This window comes from Arthrobacter arnarulunnguaqae (assembly GCF_051262515.1).
Lineage (GTDB): Bacteria > Actinomycetota > Actinomycetes > Actinomycetales > Micrococcaceae > Arthrobacter_N.
Genome location: NZ_JBIMER010000010.1, coordinates 1 through 17638 on the forward strand (window position 1 = coordinate 1; position 17638 = coordinate 17638).

The 17638-nt window shown below is 68.2% G+C and carries 17 protein-coding genes, 1 pseudogene, 1 riboswitch and 1 other annotated feature; of the genes and pseudogenes, 12 read left to right on the forward strand and 6 right to left on the reverse strand.

All coding sequences use genetic code 11. From position 1 onward, the window contains the following. Positions 1-204: 204 nt before the first annotated feature. Complete coding sequence (locus ACHAAJ_RS10430) at positions 205-942, forward strand: GTP cyclohydrolase II (RefSeq protein ID WP_435728076.1); 738 nt, start codon at positions 205-207, stop codon at positions 940-942. Here the strand turns inward: ACHAAJ_RS10430 and ACHAAJ_RS10435 are convergent. Further along, on the reverse strand, positions 924-1901 hold the full coding sequence (locus ACHAAJ_RS10435) for a DUF6454 family protein (RefSeq protein WP_435728077.1): 978 nt from the start codon (positions 1899-1901) through the stop codon (positions 924-926). The genes ACHAAJ_RS10430 and ACHAAJ_RS10435 overlap by 19 nt on opposite strands. A 332-nt stretch (positions 1902-2233) precedes the next feature. On the opposite strand from ACHAAJ_RS10435, the gene ACHAAJ_RS10440 reads away from it, so the two are divergent. From ACHAAJ_RS10440 to ACHAAJ_RS10475, 8 genes are all read left to right on the forward strand, one after another. Further along, the gene (locus ACHAAJ_RS10440; protein WP_435728078.1) at positions 2234-3055 is read left to right on the forward strand and encodes an enoyl-CoA hydratase-related protein; all 822 of its coding nucleotides are present in this window, start codon (positions 2234-2236) and stop codon (positions 3053-3055) included. 150 nt (positions 3056-3205) lie between these two features. Beyond that, entirely contained in the window at positions 3206-4555 is a 1350-nt protein-coding gene (locus ACHAAJ_RS10445) for an aromatic ring-hydroxylating oxygenase subunit alpha (protein WP_435728079.1), read from the forward strand. Positions 4556-4583: 28 nt separating this feature from the next. Beyond that, the gene (locus ACHAAJ_RS10450; protein WP_435728080.1) at positions 4584-4931 is read left to right on the forward strand and encodes a bifunctional 3-phenylpropionate/cinnamic acid dioxygenase ferredoxin subunit; all 348 of its coding nucleotides are present in this window, start codon (positions 4584-4586) and stop codon (positions 4929-4931) included. Then, positions 4921-6132: an FAD-dependent oxidoreductase gene (locus ACHAAJ_RS10455; RefSeq protein WP_435728081.1), complete on the forward strand. Its 1212-nt coding sequence runs from the start codon at positions 4921-4923 to the stop codon at positions 6130-6132. Before ACHAAJ_RS10450 ends, ACHAAJ_RS10455 begins: the two co-directional genes overlap by 11 nt. Before the next feature lie 43 nt (positions 6133-6175). Beyond that, complete coding sequence (locus ACHAAJ_RS10460) at positions 6176-6787, forward strand: aromatic-ring-hydroxylating dioxygenase subunit beta (protein WP_435728082.1); 612 nt, start codon at positions 6176-6178, stop codon at positions 6785-6787. 27 nt (positions 6788-6814) lie between these two features. Next, positions 6815-7666: a 3-(cis-5,6-dihydroxycyclohexa-1,3-dien-1-yl)propanoate dehydrogenase gene (gene hcaB, locus ACHAAJ_RS10465; protein ID WP_435728083.1), complete on the forward strand. Its 852-nt coding sequence runs from the start codon at positions 6815-6817 to the stop codon at positions 7664-7666. Beyond that, positions 7663-9243, forward strand: coding sequence for an acyl-CoA synthetase (locus ACHAAJ_RS10470; RefSeq protein ID WP_435728084.1), 1581 nt, complete (start codon positions 7663-7665; stop codon positions 9241-9243). Before hcaB ends, ACHAAJ_RS10470 begins: the two co-directional genes overlap by 4 nt. Before the next feature lie 4 nt (positions 9244-9247). After that, the gene (locus tag ACHAAJ_RS10475) at positions 9248-9742 is read left to right on the forward strand and encodes a GNAT family protein (RefSeq protein WP_435728085.1); all 495 of its coding nucleotides are present in this window, start codon (positions 9248-9250) and stop codon (positions 9740-9742) included. Positions 9743-9753: 11 nt separating this feature from the next. On the opposite strand, the gene ACHAAJ_RS10480 is transcribed toward ACHAAJ_RS10475, so the two are convergent. Beyond that, positions 9754-10566 carry an IclR family transcriptional regulator gene (locus ACHAAJ_RS10480; RefSeq protein WP_435728086.1) on the reverse strand — a complete coding sequence of 271 codons (813 nt, stop codon included), beginning with the start codon at positions 10564-10566 and terminating at the stop codon, positions 9754-9756. A 71-nt stretch (positions 10567-10637) separates the two neighbouring features. Between ACHAAJ_RS10480 and ACHAAJ_RS10485 the strand changes: the two genes are divergently transcribed. Together ACHAAJ_RS10485 and thiC are read left to right on the forward strand one after the other, a co-directional pair. Further along, entirely contained in the window at positions 10638-11225 is a 588-nt protein-coding gene (locus ACHAAJ_RS10485) for a helix-turn-helix domain-containing protein (protein ID WP_435728087.1), read from the forward strand. A 59-nt stretch (positions 11226-11284) separates the two neighbouring features. Next, positions 11285-11392, forward strand: a riboswitch (TPP riboswitch). Next, a complete protein-coding gene (thiC, locus tag ACHAAJ_RS10490; protein ID WP_435728088.1) occupies positions 11390-13195 on the forward strand; it encodes a phosphomethylpyrimidine synthase ThiC in 1806 nt (601 codons plus the stop codon). Its footprint overlaps the riboswitch before it by 3 nt. Before the next feature lie 462 nt (positions 13196-13657). Here thiC and ACHAAJ_RS10495 read toward each other — a convergent pair whose 3' ends face one another. Both ACHAAJ_RS10495 and ACHAAJ_RS10500 read right to left on the reverse strand, forming a co-directional pair. Next, positions 13658-14128 (reverse strand): type II toxin-antitoxin system Phd/YefM family antitoxin, encoded by a 471-nt coding sequence (locus tag ACHAAJ_RS10495; RefSeq protein ID WP_435728089.1) that lies wholly within the window; start codon positions 14126-14128, stop codon positions 13658-13660. 127 nt (positions 14129-14255) lie between these two features. Then, a pseudogene (locus tag ACHAAJ_RS10500) lies at positions 14256-15478 on the reverse strand (IS3 family transposase). Beyond that, positions 15088-15201 (reverse strand) — a sequence feature (AL1L pseudoknot). Its footprint overlaps the pseudogene before it by 114 nt. A gap of 105 nt (positions 15479-15583) precedes the next feature. Here ACHAAJ_RS10500 and ACHAAJ_RS10505 point away from each other — a divergent pair. Further along, the gene (locus ACHAAJ_RS10505; RefSeq protein ID WP_435728090.1) at positions 15584-15766 is read left to right on the forward strand and encodes a hypothetical protein; all 183 of its coding nucleotides are present in this window, start codon (positions 15584-15586) and stop codon (positions 15764-15766) included. A gap of 77 nt (positions 15767-15843) precedes the next feature. Here the strand turns inward: ACHAAJ_RS10505 and ACHAAJ_RS10510 are convergent, their stop codons facing one another. After that, on the reverse strand, positions 15844-16251 hold the full coding sequence (locus ACHAAJ_RS10510; RefSeq protein WP_435728091.1) for a hypothetical protein: 408 nt from the start codon (positions 16249-16251) through the stop codon (positions 15844-15846). A 486-nt stretch (positions 16252-16737) separates the two neighbouring features. Then, positions 16738-17613, reverse strand: a complete 876-nt coding sequence (locus ACHAAJ_RS10515; RefSeq protein WP_435728092.1) for a potassium channel family protein — start codon at positions 17611-17613, stop codon at positions 16738-16740. Between the last annotated feature and the right edge of the window lie 25 nt (positions 17614-17638).

Below are 17638 nucleotides of genomic sequence, written 5' to 3' on the forward strand. Positions count from 1 at the left end.
TACCACCACCGACAAAATGGGAACAAACCTTCGAACAAGGAAAAGATTCCCATACCAGCACCTGTGGAGGACGAGTCAGGGCGGAATGAAGAGCGCGGCGGCTCCGCGAGGCTCGGCAAATTGAGAGTGCGCTCGGAACTAACCATTGAAACCTTAAGCATGCCACTGTAGAATAGTTTCACATTCAACCAACGGAGATTCTCCATGCAGACCGCGACCACCGCCCATTCAGTCATTACGCCCGCGCTCCGCCTTGCGGCAGAGGGAGCGACGAACGACGACGCCGTTCAGGTACGCACCCGTGTCAGCGTCCCGTTGGAATTCGCCGACGGCTCCGGCACCGCGGCGGACGTCTTCACGTTCACAGGCCTCTCCGACGGCCGCGAGCACCTTCTGCTCGGACTCGGCGATTGGCAGGCCGCCCTGACCCGTTCCGCCGCGGGCGGCGAAGCCCCGCTGGTCCGCCCGCACAGCGAATGCCTGACCGGCGACGTCTTCGGCTCCCAGCGCTGCGACTGCGGTCCCCAGCTGCGCGAGTCGGTCGAGCGCATCGCCGAGGCCGGCGGTTTCCTCCTCTACCTCCGGCAGGAAGGCCGCGGCATCGGCCTCTACGCGAAGCTCGACGCCTATGCCCTGCAGGACGCCGGCCTGAACACCTACGAGGCCAACGTCGCCCTGGGCCACGGGGAAGACGAGCGCGACTACTTCCCCGCCGCCCAGATGCTGCTCGCGTTGGACGCGGACCGGATCCGCCTCCTCAGCAACAACCCGGACAAGGCCGCCCAGTTGGAGTCCCACGGCGTCGCCGTGACGGAGAACGTCCCTACCGGCGTTTTTCTCTCCAGCGCCAACTCCCGCTACCTCGAGGTGAAGCGGGACCACACCGGGCACACTCTCGATCTGGGCCTGCCCGGCGCGATGGCCTACGGACGCGCTTCGTAGACGAACAGCTCCGTTCCGGCGACCTCATCGCCGTCGTCCGGGGCGGCGAACATGCGCAACACGCCGCCGTCGGACTCCAGCGCCACGGGGTTCCGCGTCATGGAGTGGCCCGCCGTCGACGTCATGCCCACGGGAACCTCGTGCTTGATCTCACCCGTGGCCAGATCGGTCAGGGCGAGGCCGCCGAGCTCGTACGTTCCGCCGTCGGCCGTCGCCAGGTTCGTGACTCCCGAGCAGAGCTGGTGGCCCGCTCCGGCGTACTCGCAGTCCTGGTAGTCGATGAAGTGGCTGGGGTTCGCCGACGAGTCCACGACCTTGCCCTGCCTGTTCCACGTGAAGAACGTGCGCGATCCCCAGTTGACACCGTTGAGCTTGCCCGTGGACCGGTCCATGGTCACCCCGCCGACGTGGTCGTCGTGGCGCAGGTGCTCCGTCACCTCGTACGTTTCGGGGTCGATGGAATAGACGATCGACGCGCTGTCTGGGCGGTATTCGGCGACCGGAACCCAGACCTGCTTGCCGTCGAAATCGATGCCGCCCGGGTGGTAGATGGACCCTTCGCCGACCACGATGTCCTTGAGCAGTTCGCCGTCGCGGTTCAGCACGAAAACGTGCCCGCGGCCGACGCCGGCGGAACGGTCCACGCCATCGACTGGCTCCGGGTAGCGGACGGTCGGTTCGATGATCTCCACGCTGGACAGGAAGATCTTGTCGCCGACAACCGACATTCCCTGCGGATGGTGCGTCTCGAAATCCAACGACAGCTTGCGGGCCAGGCTCCAGGCAGTTCCGCGGTCGGTCTGGGAGAAGGCGGACGCCTCGGCCGTGAGCCGGGTGCGCTCGCTACCGCTCTGGGCGCGGTCTGAGTGGTCCGCCGGTGCGGCGGACGCGGCTGTGAGGCCCGTGGCGGCGACGGCGAGCGCGAGCGCTGCCGTGGTCAGTGACCTGGTGAATTTCATGCTGTGCTCCTGGGGAAGGCGCCTGCGCCCGGTCCCCACCCCGGACGGTTGCCGGACGGCAACACCCAGGGACACTATGCGGGTCGGCGAACGGCGGCGTGACTCGCGCGGAAATCCCCGGTGAACGCCGGGCGGCGTTTCCGGATCCAGTCGCGTTCCGTTCGACGGCACAACGCTTCCCCACCCTGCCCGCACCATGTCAGAGTGGGCCGCACCCAGCAACAATGTGCCATAGGTTGCGGTTACCGGGCCGCGGAACAAGGCCGCGGGAACGAAACCCCGACCGCCATGGCGCGGACGCACCCGCCCGAATCGACCACCGGGAGAACCCAGTGAACACCGAAAAAGCGCCGGACGGCGTCGTACTCCTTGAGCGCCGCGGCCCGGCGCTGGTCGTCACCATCAACCGGCCCGAACGCCTGAACGTCGTCAACACCGAGGTCGCCACGGCGCTCGGCGCGGCGTTTGAGGCGGCCGACGCCGATGCCACCGTCCGCGCGGTGGTGCTGACCGGCGCGGGGGACAGGGCGTTCACGGCCGGCGCGGACCTCGAGGCGTTGGCAGCGGGGGAACTGCTGCGGTCGGAGGCCCCTGGCGGCGACGCGTGGGGGTTCGCGGGGATCGTGCGGCACCACATCTCCAAGCCCGTCATCCTCGCTGCCAACGGCGCGTGCCTCGGCGGCGGGACGGAGATCCTGCTGGCGTGCGACCTAGTGGTCGCCGCCGAACACGCGGTCTTCGGGCTCCCCGAGGTCAAGGTGGGCGTGTACCCCGGCGGTGGCGGTGCCTTCCGGCTGTACCGCCACCTGCCCCCGAAGATCGCGTTGGAGGCCATGCTGACCGGGCGCGTCCTGGTGGCGGACGAGGCGGCCCGCTGGGGCTTGGCCAACCAGGTGGTTCCGGCCTCGGAGTTGTTGGATGCCGCCCTGGAGCTGGCCGACCGGATCGCGGCCAACGCGCCGCTGAGCGTCGCCGCGACAAAACGGATCGCGCGGGGCTTCGAGCCGGACGGGGACGGGCTGGCGTGCCCCGACGAGGACGGCGGCTGGGCGCGCACCTACGCCGAAGGACCCGGCGTCCTCGGCTCGGTCGATTGCGTCGAGGGGGTCGCCGCCTTCAAGGAGAGGCGCGCACCCGTCTGGACCGGCAATTAGGGCTTGACAAACCGCCGCGTCCTAGTGTTCGGAACGGGCGTTGGCCAATGGGTCGCGGCGGGTGTGTGATGTAACCGGAGCACATCGCGCCACCTGGCGCGGATCCGCGCTCCGCTCGTACGACAGTCCCCGTCAGAAGGAAGCATTCCGATGAGCACCACGGACTCCTGCCCGTCGAAGGCCAACCCCGCCATCGGCAGGCTCCCGCGCCCGGAATCGATGGCAACCAACATCGACGTCTCCACGCTCGTGGATGCCGACGGCGGCATGATCGACCGCTCCATCTATACGGACCAGGGCATCTACGGTCAGGAGATGCGGCGCGTCTTCGCCCGCAGCTGGCTGTTCCTGGCCCACGAGAGCCAGTTCAAGAAGCCCGGCGACTTCTTCACCACCTTCATGGGCGAGGACCCGGTCATCGTCACGATGGACAAGACGAAGACCATCCGCGCCTACCTGAACTCCTGCCGGCACCGCGGCGTGCGGCTCTGCCGGGCCGACGCCGGCGCCACCAAGATGTTCACCTGCACCTACCACGGCTGGTCCTTCGACCTGGCCGGCGCGCTGCAGTCCGTGCCCAACGAGACCGCCTACCCGGAGGACTTCGACCGCAAGGACTGGAGCCTCATCGACGTGCCCAGCCTGGCCATCTACAAGGGCCTGATCTTCGGCAACTGGGACCCCAACGCGGAACCCCTCGAGGACAACCTGGGGGACATGCGCTACTACATGGACGCGATGCTGGACCGCGACCCCGAGGGCACCGAGGTCATGGGCGGCGTCATGAAGTGGGAGCTGGAGGGCAACTGGAAGCTCGCCGCCGAGCAGTTCGCCACCGACTGGTACCACGTGAACATGTCCCACGCCTCGGCGCTGATGGTCATGTCTCCCACCGGCCGCGGGCCCAAGGCGGAGATCGTCGCCACCCCCGGGCGCCAGTTCGTGGCCCCCAACGGCCATGGCGCCGGCTTCCCCACGCACCCCAAGTCCCGGTTCGACGCCGGCCCGGTCCACGAGTACTACGACTACCCGGCGCTGCGCGAACGGCTCGGGGACGCCGCCGTCGAAGGACCGATGACCACGGGCCACGCGACCGTGTTCCCGAACTTCTCCTACCTGCCGATCAACGGTTCCATCCGCGTCTGGCACCCCAAGGGCCCGGACAAGATCGAGGTCTGGGCCTGGGTCCTGGTGGACAAGTCCATGCCGGACGAGGTCAAGGACGCACAGCGCCTCTACAACCTGCGCACCTTCGGACCCTCGGGCATCTTCGAGGCGGACGACGGCGAGAACTGGTCCGAGGTCCAGGCGATCTCCCACGGTTTCGTCACCAACCGCGTCCCGCTGAACTTCCAAATGGGGATCGGCAGTGAACGCGAGGACGGCGTCTACCCCGGCCAGACCTCGGAACTCTATTCCGACGCCGCCGGCCGCGCCTTCTACAGCCACTGGGCGGGGCTTATGAACGAACCGGCCTGGCACGAGAACATGGGCAAGTAACCAATACCACCAGCCAAGGAGCAGGACCATGAGCGAAGCAATCAACGTGGGCAGCGTCGACGACATCGACGAGGGCGAGGCGAAGGTCGTGCCCGGCGACGAAAACGGCACCGGCGAGGACATCGCGGTGTTCCACGCCGAGGACGGCAACTTCTACGCGCTGAACGACGAGTGCACCCACGAGACCGCGTCGCTGGCGGATGGCTGGATCGAGGGCACCGAGGTCGAGTGCCCCGTGCACTCCGCCAAGTTCTGCCTCAAGTCCGGCGCGGCCATGTGCATGCCCGCGACCGTCGCGGCGCGCACCCACAAGGTGGTCGTCGAGGACGGCGAGGTCCTGCTGTACCCGAACGAAGGCGCCGACGATGCCTCTTGACTCGGTCACCATCGTCGGCGGCGGGATGGCCGGCTTCACCACGGCCAAGGAGCTGCGCTCCCGCGGGTACACCGGCTCCCTGGCCATCATCGACCCCGAGGGCCTGCCCTACGACCGCCCGCCGCTGAGCAAGGACTACCTTCTGGGCAGCCGCAGCAGCGAGCAGATCCTGCTCTCGGCCGCGGCCTGGTTCGAGGAACACCACGTCGAGGTCGTCACGGGCCGGGCCGTCGCGCTGCGGCCGGACGCCGGAGTCGTGGTCCTGGAGGACGGGACCGAGCGCGCCGCGGACCGGATCGTGCTGGCCACCGGCGGGTCCGCCCGCCGCCTGGACATCCCGGGCGGGGACCTGGAATCCGTCCTGGAGCTGCGCAACCGCGCCGACGCCGACAAGCTGCGCGGTCTGCTGAAGCCCGGCGTCCGGCTCGCGATCATCGGGGCCGGCCTGATCGGCGCCGAGACCGCGTCCTCGGCCATCGCGCTGGGCGCCGACGTCACGCTGATCGATCCCGTCGACCCGCCACTGGTCCCCGCAGTCGGCCCGGAACTCGCAGGACGCCTGCACCGCATGCACACCGAGCGCGGCGTCCGCCTGGTCACGGGCATCCCCGCGGCCATCACGGTGGACGACGCCGGGCACCACGTAGGGATGGACGACGGCTCAACGATCGACGCCGACCTGGTCCTGGTGGGCATCGGAATCGTTCCGGAGACGGCACTGGCGGCCTCCGCGGGCCTGGACATCGACAACGGGACGCTGGTCGACGAGCACCAGCGCACCACCCACCCGTTGGTCTACTCCGTGGGCGACTCGTCCCGGACGCGGTTGCCCGATGGCACGCTGTTGCGCCGCGCGGAGCATTGGGAACACGCCATGAACACCGGAACGACGGCGGCCGCCTCGCTCCTCGGGCAGGACCTGCCCGCGCACGGCGCCTCCTGGTTCTGGTCCGACCGCCACGGCGTGCACGTCGAGGGCGTCGGCTCGATGCTCGGCGAGGGCAGCGTGGTGCTCCGCGAGCGCGACGGCGTCCCGCTGGCCAGCTTCCGGCTGGACCCGGACGGATACATGGGAGGGTGCGCCGCGATCGACGGCGGCCTGACCGTGCGCGCGGCCCGCCGCATCATCGACCGCAGGATCCTGGTGGATCCCGCGAAGCTGGCGGACCCGGACATCGACCTCAAGAAACTCGCCCGCTAACCCCGATCCCATCGATCCCCTCCAAGAAACGCGAGCCGAAACCATGACCGAAAACGTGGCCCCCACGGCGGGGCTGGACACAGCCGCACCGGACAACACCACATCGGACAAGGGCGCGCCGAAGACCGACGAGTTGGACGGCCGCCTGGTCGACTCCGAGCTGTCCTACCGCGTCCAGCAGTTCTACTTCCGCGAAGCCGAGCTCCTGGACGACGGCCGCTTCGCCGACTGGCTCGAGGTGTTCGACGACGACCTCTTTTATTGGGCCCCGCTGCGCACCAACCGGCTCCGCCGGCAGGCCGCGCTGTCCATCGGACGCGAGGGAGAGGCCGCCTACTTCGACGAGACCAAGGAATCCCTGGCCTGGCGCATCCGCCGCTACGACTCCGGCATGGCCTGGGCCGAGGATCCGCCATCGCGGACCCGCCACCTGATCTCCAACGTCACCGTCCACCACCAGGGCGACGGCACCCTGAGCGCGCGCTGCGCCTTCCTGGTCTACCGCAACCGCCTGCAAACGGAAACGGACATCTACGCCGGCGGACGGACGGACATCCTGCGCATCCAGCCCGACGGCGGATTCCGCGTCGCGCGCCGAGAGATCCTCTTCGACGCCAATGTCCTCCAGGCGAAAAACCTCAGCACGTTCTTCTAGCCGCACCGTTCACCACGAGAGGTCCACATGAGTGAAACACAGCAGGCCGGCTGGCTCCGGGGCGACGTCGCCCTGGTGACCGGCGGAGGGTCCGGGATCGGCCGGGCCGTGGCCGAACGCTACCTGGCGGAGGGCGCCTCCGTGGCGATCTTCGGCCGCGACCTCGCCAAGCTGCAGGCCGTGGTTGACGCGAGCGCCGCGCCGGAGCGCATGCTGGCGATCGCCGGCGACGTGCGCGAGACGCGCGACCTGCACGACGCCGTCGAACAGACCGTCGCGCGCTTCGGCAAGCTGGACATCCTGGTGCCCAACGCCGGAATCTGGGACTACAACCGCTCCATCACGCGCCTGGACGGGGAGCAGTTGGGGGACGCGTTCGACGAGCTTTTCTCCATCAACGTCAAGGGCTACCTGCTCACGGTGGAGGCGGCGTGGCGGGAACTGGTCAGGACCCGGGGGTCCATCGTCATGACGCTGTCCAACGCCTCCTTCCACACCGCCGGCGGCGGGCCCGTCTACACGGCGTCGAAGTTCGCCTGCCGCGGGCTGGTCAACCAGCTCGCCTACGAACTCGCGCCGAAGGTGCGCGTCAACGGGGTCGCGGTCGGCGGCATGAACACGGACCTGCGCGGACCGGCGTCGATCGGTCTGGACGGCCGCTCCATCGCGGACTCGTTCGCCCGCTCGGAGGTCACGGGCAACAACCCGCTGATCCCGCTGCACGACGCCTCGGTGGAGCCCGTGGACTTCACCGGCTCCTACGTGCTGCTGGGATCGCGGAGCAACGCCGGGAACATCACCGGCGCCATCATCCCCGCCGACGGCGGCATCGCCGTCCGCGGCTTCGGGGACCGGGCCGCGGGAGGCGACCAGCTATGAGCAACCGGATCGACATCAACCCGGTCGGCGGCGTGCTCCGCCAGGCCGCGTACTCGCCCGACTCCACCGCGCTGGTGTACGAGGGGCGCGAGATCGGCTACGGCGAACTCGCCCGCGACGCCGGCCGGATGGCCTCCGCGCTACGCGCCCAGGGTGTGGCCGACGGCGACCGCGTGGCCTACCTGGGCCTGAACAGCGCCACCTTCATCACCACCATGCTGGCCGCCTGGTGGCTCGGCGGGGTGTTCGAGCCGCTGAACTTCCGGCTCGCCCCGCGCGAGGTCGGCGTGCTGCTGGAGCGCTCGGCGCCCACGGTCGTCGTCGTCGAGCCCTGCCACCAGGACGTCGTCGAGACCCTGGCGGGCTTCGCCGGGCACGACGCCGGAACGCAGCGCTTCGTGCTCGTGGACAACGATCCCGCCGTGCCCGTGGCGGGCGAGCCGGCGTCGTTCTGGACGCCCCTGACCGCGTTCCTCGGCGCCGCCGGCGGTGAGGTGCCCGAGGCCGTGGAACGGTCCGAGGACGATCTGGCGATCCTGATGTTCACGTCCGGCACCACCGGGGTCCCGAAGGGCGTGCAGCTCACGCACGGAAACCTGTGGTGGAACTCCGTGAACGTCGATTCGCTGGTGGACACGCGCCGCGGGGACACCAACCTGGCGGTCGCGCCGCTGTTCCACGTCGGCGGGCTGAACGCGCTGACCATCCGCGTGCTGGTGCGCGGCGGCACCACGGTGCTCCGCCGCACCTTCGATCCGCGGCAGACCCTGCGCGACATCGAGGAGTACGGGGTGTCCCAGGCGTTCCTGGTCCCGGCGCAGCTTTCGGCGATGCAGCAGACCAAGGAGTTCGAGGCGCACGACATCTCCAGCCTGCGGGCGCTCATCTGCGCGGGCGCGCCGGTCCCGCCGGTGCTGCTGAGGCAGTACGAGCACAAGGGCGTAGCCGTGCAGCAGGCGTGGGGCCTGACCGAGACGTCCCCGTTCGCCACGTACCTGCCCTCGGAACTGACGTACGCGAAGGGCGGATCCTGCGGGATCCCCATGCCGTACAGCCAGGTCAAGATCGTGGATCCGGCGACCGGTGCGGACGTCCTCGCGCCAGGCGAGACCGGGGAGATGTGGACGAAGGGGCCCAACGTCACTCCCGGTTACTGGAACGACGACGCCGCGACAGCCGCCGCGTTCCACGACGGCTGGTTCCGCACCGGGGACATCGGCTACCGGGACGCGGACGGCTACTTCTACATCGTGGACCGGCTGAAGGACATGATCATCACGGGCGGCGAGAACGTCTATCCGGCGGAGGTCGAGCGCGCGCTGATGGAGTACCCGGGCGTCCTGGACGTCGCCGTCGTGGGCGTCGACGACGAGAAGTGGGGCGAGTCGGTGGTGGCGGTCATGAGTTGCGCCGACGGGTCCGTGCCGGACATCGAGTCCGTCCGCGAGTTCACCGCGACTTACCTCGCGCGCTATAAGCTGCCCAAGAAGCTGGTGCTGACCGCCGCGGTTCCGCGCAACGGGGCGGGAAAACTGGACAAGCCGGCCATCCGCCGCCTGGTCAGCGAGGAGGAGTAGCCGCATGATGGACCACGACGAGCACGCCGACAACGACCACGCCAACGACGAGGTCGACCAGTTGCGCTGGCCCGATGCGCTTCCGCCGTCGTGGGCGGCCGCCCCGGTTTCCGCGGAGCCGGGTTTCGAGTCCACGTTCGCGGTCACCGAGGACGGGGCCCCGCGGGGGAGCGTCTCGGTGGTCCGTGTGGCCAAGAGCGAGTTGGACGCCGCCTACCCGGCCTCCGTGCGGGACCGGCTGCTCGTGCCGTCGCCCGACGCCCCCGCGGAGGCGCTCCAGCTGGTGTCCGAACGCGTCATGGAGGCCGAACCGGCCTGCCGGCGCCTGGTGGTCTCCACCCCGGAGGGGGACGTCGCGCAGATCGCGCGTGCAGAGAGGGCCGGCTACCGCTACGTCGTCGACGTCGACCTGCCGGACCGGGCGGTCTCCCTGATGGCCGCCGAACCGGACTGGGTGCTCGAGGAGTCGCGCCGGATCGACGACGTCCCCACGCGCTAGGCGGTCCGGCGCTAGGCGCTCTTGGCCGCCTGCCGCTTGGCCTGGTGCTGCTGCCCGCTGATCGCCGCCACGGCGCGCGAGGCGGCGTAGCAGACCTTCCGCAGGACGGTGGCCTGCGAGTCCGGGACGAACTTGCCGACCGGCCCGGACACGGACATCGAGGCCACCGGCTTGCCGTTGGGCCCGAAAATCGGGGCGGCGATGCAGTTCAGACCGGTGAGGATCTCCTCGCGGTCGAACGCGAGGTTGGTGTTGCGGACCTCCAGGAGCTCGCGGCGGAAGGCGTCCGGGTCCGTGATGGTGGCCGGCGTCCAGGCCAGCATTTCGGAGCGCATGGCCTCGTCCGCGGCGTCGGGATCGTAGGCCAGGAGCACCTTGCCGACGGCGGTGCAGTAGGCCGGGGCACGCCCGCCGATGCGCGAGGGGCTGCGCACCTGCAGGTGTCCGTAGAGCTTATTGAGGTAGACGACGTCGGTGCCCTGCAGGACGGCGAGGTGGACCGTCTGCTTGGTCAGTTCGTAGAGGTCCGCGAGGAACGGCGTGAGCGCGTCCCGCATGCGGCCCTGCAGCGCGTCCTCCTGCGTCGAGCCCAGGTCCTGGATCATCTTTCCCAGTCGGTATGCGTTGCCGGCGCGCTCCACGGCACCGTTGTTCTGCAGGGTGGCCAGCAGCCGGAAGGCGGTGGACTTGGACAGCGAGGCTCGGCGGGCGAGTTCGCTGACGCCGACGCCGACGAACGCGTCGTTGCCGAAGGCGTTGAGCAGCGACATGGCCTTGTCGACGGCCGTCCGGTCGTCGCGGGGCGCGGGGGTGCTACGGGTCATGCTTTAGTTTCCCGCGCCATCGTGCGGCTGTCAAACATGACAGTTCGTCACTTATAGGTGACACTTGGGGTGTGCAGGCCAACGACCTCGTCTCCCGGAACATCCGCCGTTTCCGCGTGGAGCGCGACCTCTCGCTCGGCGAGCTTGCGGCGCTGGCGGGCATCTCCAAGCAGACCCTGTCCAAGGTGGAGGGCGGCGTCGGGAACCCCACGGTGGGGACCCTGGAGAGCATCGGGCACGGGCTCGGCGTCAGCGTCGTGCGGCTGCTGACCGAATGGGGGACTCCCGTCCACGAGTCGTTGGCGGCGGACGCATCCTGGCGTGCCGCTGGCGTCGCGCACGTCAGGGACCTGGACCGGATCTATGGGTCCGGATACGTCCGGACGCATGTCCTGCGCGTGCATCCGTCGACGAAGACGCGCGTGGTCGAGGTGCACGGATTCGGGTCCCTGCACCAGTTGTATGTGGTGTCCGGGACGCTGGAGGCCGGTCCGGTGGGGGACCTCCGCCGCCTGGGCGAGGGCGATTTCCTGCGTTTCCCGGGCGACGCGGAACACGCCTACCGCGCGGTCGGGGGCCCCGCCGTCGCGCATCTGACGACGACGGCGCCCCAGGTGCCGCAGTTCCCGCACGGGGACGGCACCGGGGATCCGGCCTGAGCTCTCGCTCCGGAATGGGGCGCCCGTTGGCCCGGGCGCCCCAAGTGGGCTAGGCTCGCCATCGTCCACACGGGTGCCCTCGCAAGGGCTGAGATCAGGCTGACGCTGCCTGCGACCGTCGAACCTGTCCGGGTCATGCCGGCGTAGGAAGTGAGGGCTCATCCGTGAGCGTTTCAGCAGAAAACCAGTCCATCCACCGTGCCTCCGAACAGCACCCGGCCCACTCGCCGGCGTTCCTGGAGGACGCCGACTCCGGCATCCGCGTGCCGGTGACGGCGATCAGCCTGGACGATTCCCCGGACGGAAACCCCAATCCGCCGCTGAACGTCTACCGCACCGCGGGGCCGGGCAGCGACCCGCTGGAGGGGCTGCCGCCGTTCCGCGCCGCGTGGATCGAGGGCCGCGGGGACACCGAGGAGTACGGCGGCCGCGAGCGCAACCTGCACGACGACGGGAAGTCGGCCGTGCGCCGCGGCGCGGCATCATCCGAATGGAAGGGCGCGCGTCCGGTCCCGCGGCGTTCGCTAGCTGGGCGCGTGGTGACGCAGATGCACTACGCGCGCGCCGGCGTCGTCACCGAGGAGATGCGCTACGTGGCGCTCCGCGAGGGATGCGACGTGGAACTGGTGCGCAGCGAGGTCGCCGCCGGACGGGCCATCATCCCCAACAACATCAACCACCCCGAGTCGGAGCCGATGGTCATCGGCAAGGCGTTCCTGGTGAAGATCAACGCGAACATCGGCAACTCCGCCGTGACCAGCTCGATCGCCGAGGAGGTGGACAAGCTGCAGTGGGCCGCCCACTGGGGCGCCGACACCGTGATGGACCTGTCCACCGGCGACGACATCCACACCACGCGCGAGTGGATCATCCGCAACTCGCCCGTCCCGATCGGCACCGTGCCCATCTACCAGGCGCTGGAGAAGGTCGGCGGCGACGCGGCGAAGCTGGACTGGGAGGTCTTCCGCGACACCGTGATCGAGCAGTGCGAGCAGGGCGTGGATTACATGACCATCCACGCGGGCGTGCTGCTGCGCTACGTGCCGCTGAGCGCCGAGCGCGTCACGGGGATCGTGTCCCGCGGCGGGTCCATCATGGCGGGCTGGTGCCTGGCGCACCACCGCGAGAACTTCCTCTACGAGCGCTTCGACGAGCTCTGCGAAATCTTCGCCCGGTACGACGTCGCGTTCTCCCTGGGCGACGGGCTGCGGCCCGGCTCGATCGCCGACGCGAACGACGCCGCTCAGTTCGCGGAGCTCGACACGCTGGCCGAGCTGACGAAACGGGCGTGGGAGTTCGACGTCCAGGTCATGGTGGAGGGGCCCGGGCACATCCCGTTCCACCTGGTGCGGGAGAACGTGGAGCGCCAGCAGGAGCTGTGCGACGGCGCGCCGTTCTACACGCTGGGCCCGTTGGTGACGGACATCGCGCCGGGCTACGACCACATCACCAGCGCCATCGGGGCCACGGAGATCGCCCGTTACGGCACGGCGATGCTCTGCTACGTCACCCCGAAGGAGCACCTCGGGCTGCCGAACAAGGACGACGTGAAGACCGGGGTGATCACGTACAAGATCGCCGCGCACGCCGCCGACCTGGCCAAGGGCCATCCGGGTGCGCACGAGCGTGACGACGCCCTGTCCAAGGCGCGCTTCGAGTTCCGCTGGAAGGACCAGTTCGCGTTGTCGCTGGATCCGGCCACGGCGGAGGCGTTCCACGACGAGACGCTGCCGGCCGAGCCGGCCAAGACGGCGCACTTCTGCTCGATGTGCGGGCCGAAGTTCTGTTCCATGCGGATCTCGCAGGACATCCGCAAGCAGTTCGGCTCGGCCGCGGACCAGCAGGTGCTGGCCGAGGACATCGAGCGGCGGATCTCCGAGGGCATGGAGGAGAAGAGCCGCGAGTTCGCCGGGGCCGGCGGCAGCGTCTACCTGCAGCAGACCATCGGGGTGGGCTCGCCGAACGCCTAACCTCGAAGCACTGGACCCCGTCCGCGCCGCCCGAAGCGAGGCGGCGCGGACGGGGTCCAGTGGCGGTGGGCACCGACAGGCGGGGCATAGGACCGCCGCGACAGGTCACCGTTATCGACCTTTTGACCTATTTGGTGGCGTTGGGATGGTGTGTGTGGACGTCGGTCAGTACAACGGAGCGTTCGTCGACGTAGAACCAGATTCTGGCGCCATTTGCCAGCTCGTACTGCCGTCGGCGGTGTTTCGTTCCTTTATGGCTGACAAACTCGAGATCACCCTTCATCCCATGACACGTCGGATCGTCAGCGAGGGGATCAGTGGTCAGTCGCTCCCAAGCTTGGACGACGGTATTTCGTTGCACCGCGACGACGTCTATCCAGCTTTTTCGCGAGTTGGAGGTCCCGAAAACGATCTCGTACTCACTGCGGCGCAGGGGACGGTGGACTGTCTCCTTCTTCGGTGTCACCGCCCGGCCCGAGGATCGTCAACACTTTCGCGCTCATCCAGCCAGTCGAGCTCGTCATCGGGAGTGAAGCCGGCCGCGATCGCTTCGGCTGTTGATCTCCACTCGGCCAGAACGACGAAAAGCCTGTCAAAGCTAGAGATCGAAGCACAAGCGCGGGAGACTTCGACGATTTCGGCTGCGAACTGCTCGCGCTGGTAAGCGGGTAGGAAACCCAGCCAAGGGAAGGGCGCAAGGAGCCGCTCGGCGAAGCTTGAATCGCCGGGCGCAAGGGATGCGGCCAGGAGGTTGGCTGCCAGTCGTAGGGCCTCATGTTCCCGCTCGACCGAGCTGGATCGGACCAGTGTCAGCGGCTCGCCGTCGCGACGTGTGATTGTCACTGGGCCTTCTTCTGCCGCGCGGAAGACCTGAGCCGGATTCCTGGACAGGTCCGAGGAGCTGGCAGTGCGGCTATGCGCGATAACAGTCATGACACTATTATTCTGAATATGTTCAGAAAACGCAATGTCGCTACTGGCGCTCAGTATTTTCCCTTGCTCGTGACTGGCGCCGGATCCGCTGGCAGGCACATGTGTCAAGCCCCGGGTTTGGTGGAGGCTAATTTAGTTGGAGATTGCTGTTGGTTTCCGGTGCTGTTGCCACGGCGTTGACCCGTTCGTATTCGACGGGTGGGACGTGTCCGAGCTCGCCGTGCAGGCGCCGGAAGTTGTACCAGTCGACCCATTCCGCGACGGCGATTTCAAGGTGGTTGATGTCCCGCCATGGACCCTTGTTCCGAACCAGTTCGGCCTTGAACAGCGAATTGAGGGCCTCTGCCATGGCATTGTCGTAGCTATCACCCTTCGAGCCCACCGATGCCACGGCGTCCTCGGCGTCGAGCCGCTCGGCGTACTTGACCGCACGGTACTGCACCCCGTGGTCTGAATGGTGTACGAGGCCGGCCAGATCGGCTCCCTCTTTGGTACGGGTCCAGATCCCCATCTCCAAAGCGTCCAGCGCCAGTTCGGTATAGAGCCGCGTTGATACCTGCCAGCCCACGATCCTGCGGGAGAAGACATCCAGGACGAATGCGGCATAGACCCAGCCGGCGAACGAGCGGACGTAGGTGATGTCCGCGACCCACAACCGGTTGGCCTCCGAGGCGGTGAACCGGCGCTCCACGCGGTCGGTGGGCCTGTCCGTTTCCGGGGCCGGCTTCGTGGTCTTGGGTCCCTTGTCCCGGGTGATGCCGCGCAGTCCCTCTTCGCGCATCAGCCGCTCGACCGTGCACCGCCACCGGGATGCCTTGCCGGCGCAGTTGGGCGTGGACCTTCCGGGCGCCGTAGGCGTCGTAGTTCTTCCCGTGGACCTGTCGGATCACCGGTTTGAGCCCGGCGTCGCGGACGCTGCGGGCAGAGGGCGGGCGGGTACGGCGGGCGTAGTAGGTGCTTGGGGCGATCCGCAGTTCGCGGCAGATCGGCTCGACCCCGTGTTCATCGCGGTGTTCGTCGATGAACGCGCACATCACTTGGACGGGCGGTCGAGCTCCGCCGCGAAGAAAGCCGACGCCTGGCGCAGGATCGTGTTGGCGCGGCGTAGCTCGCGCACCTCGCGTTCGAGTTCGACCAGTCGGACGGCATCGTCGGTGGTGGTGCCGGGGCGGAGCCCTGGTCCGTCTCGGCGCGTTGGACCCAATTGCGCAGCGCTTCGGGATTGACACCGAGCTGCTCGCCGATGCGCCGGTAGGCGCCGCTCTTGGTGGCCACATCACGGCGGGCCTCGACGGCCATCCTTGTGGCCCTCTCCTTCAGTTCTGCGGGGTACTTCGATGGTGCTGGCATGAGATCCATCCTTCCGGGTAATCGATCTCTCCATCAAACCCGGTGCGAATCACGTACGGGTGGTGGTCGCCCTGCCCAGGCCTCGGGGACCTGTTGGACCTGGCCATGGGCCAGCCCCGGCAGTACGGGTCGGAGGACCCCGACCGGACCGGCAGCTACCGGAACGGAATCCGGGAGCACCTGCGGCGGATGCGGGACGCCATTGGCGCGGGAAGCCAACCGCCGGCCGAACGCCGGCGCCTGCTGGACCTGGCGGACACGATCGGCACCACCCCGCCGATCGGCTAGCCCGCCCATGGCGTCCACCAGTGCCGGCGGGTGTCATGCCCTCGCCGACGCTGGATGCCAGCTGGCCCTGCGGGGGGTCAGGCGGTCGACCGTGCCGGCGTGCGCCCGCGGTTCCGCGTGAGGAGAGCCAAGGCCGGCAGGGCCAGGGTGGCGATGCCCGCGAAGAGCGCTCCCGTGAGCGCCCAGGCCAGCATGGCGGTGCTGTCGAACACCGAGAAGCGGACCAGCAGCAGCGACACCAGCGGGATGCCAGCGAGCACGATGGCGGCCGGGTGGGCCAGCACCCACCGCGGGGCGAGGGCGCCGACGCCGGCGATGGCGGCCGAGCCCGCGACCAGCAGGCCGAGCAGCCCGGACCACCGGTTGCCGTCCTCCTCCAGCAGTCTTAGGCCGTCGGTCCCGAAGGCCACGGGCCACGCCGCGGCGAGGGAACAGAACGCCGTGGCGGCGAGCAGCATGCGGATGGCCATGAGTGCGAAAGGCATGGTCGGTCTCCTATTGGGGATGTGTGCGGCGCGTTTCCGCGCACACTACGCGCCGAATGCCGGCCCCTCAATGCCAGCCCGATAACGACGGGCCGCACCATACCGCCGCGTGCCCTCCACCGGGCGCACGGCGCACGTCGACTAAGGTGTCGCCCTTCTGCAGGGAGTGGAGCGCCTGGCCAAAGGCGGGCCCGGTCGCCCGAGCGCCGTTGATTCCGTGGTCGACGTAGAGGTCGTCGCGTCGAACGCTGGCGGCCATCAAATCTTTCGTTTGCCGGTCGGTGTCCTGGCCCGGGTGGAGACCTGTCTCGCAATAGTGGTTGAGTACCCGAATCCGGGCACTTGCTTGCGAGGCATGGTGGCGAGACGCGCGAGTCTGTGAAGTACACCAGTGATTGGCCTGTTTTTCGCAGCGTTTAGTGGCGGCTTGGTGCTCTGCAGGCTGAGTTCGTGGACTTTGAGGTGGACGGAGACGAGGGCGGGCGCCTATGTCTGGTAGTCGTATTTGTGGTCTGAGGCGTATGTCTGGAACGTGTTTTGCGGGGATGATCCTTGGAGTCCCAGGCTGGTCGTCATGAGTTTGCTGAGGTCCTGAAGGGCATTGTGCAGCGCGCGTCCTGCGGCTCGCACTCCGGGATCAGCGTGTTCCTGGGCGTGTTCGCTCAGTGCGATCGCGTAGGAGATGGAGGTCGCCAGTGATGCGGCGGCCGTAGATTCACGGAAGTAGTACGACTCGCTGGTTTGTGTGAGGTCTACGCGGGTTTGGACGACCCCGTCGGTGATGCTGTCCAGGACACGGCTGATCATGTCGGGGCTGAACTCGGGTAAGTGCTGCAGGTATTGTGCATCGCGTAGGACTGTGAGGCGTATCGCGAGGGCACGACGGCGGGCGAGAGCGGGGTAGAGCTGCAGGAACCAGGACACTGCGGCTGTGAGCAGGGCAAAGCCTGTTAGTGCCTCCACCGGAGACAGTGCCCGAATCCACGGGTTGGTTGCGATGACGTCTCCGAAGCCAAGAGTCGACAGCGTGACCGTCGAGATGTACAGAGCTTCGATGAAGTCGGGGTATCGGGCGGGATTGATGCCGTCGGCGTAGGTGAAGCCCTGTGGAACCTGGGGGTAGTACACCAGCGCCCATCCGAGGATCTGCAGTGCCGTCCAGAGCAGGATGACTGCGACAATGCCGAAAGGGCCGGCCAGGGATACTGCTTTCAGCCCGAGTATCTTCGAGGTTCGCCAGCTGCCGTTCATGGCCGCTTTGGTCAGCTCTCCCTGCCCGCTGGGGTGGAGCAGGGTGTGGAAGACATCCCTGAGTCCGATCATGATGACGATGAATCCCAGTACGGGAAAAATCCACTCCATCGACACACTCCTTCTCTCCGTATCG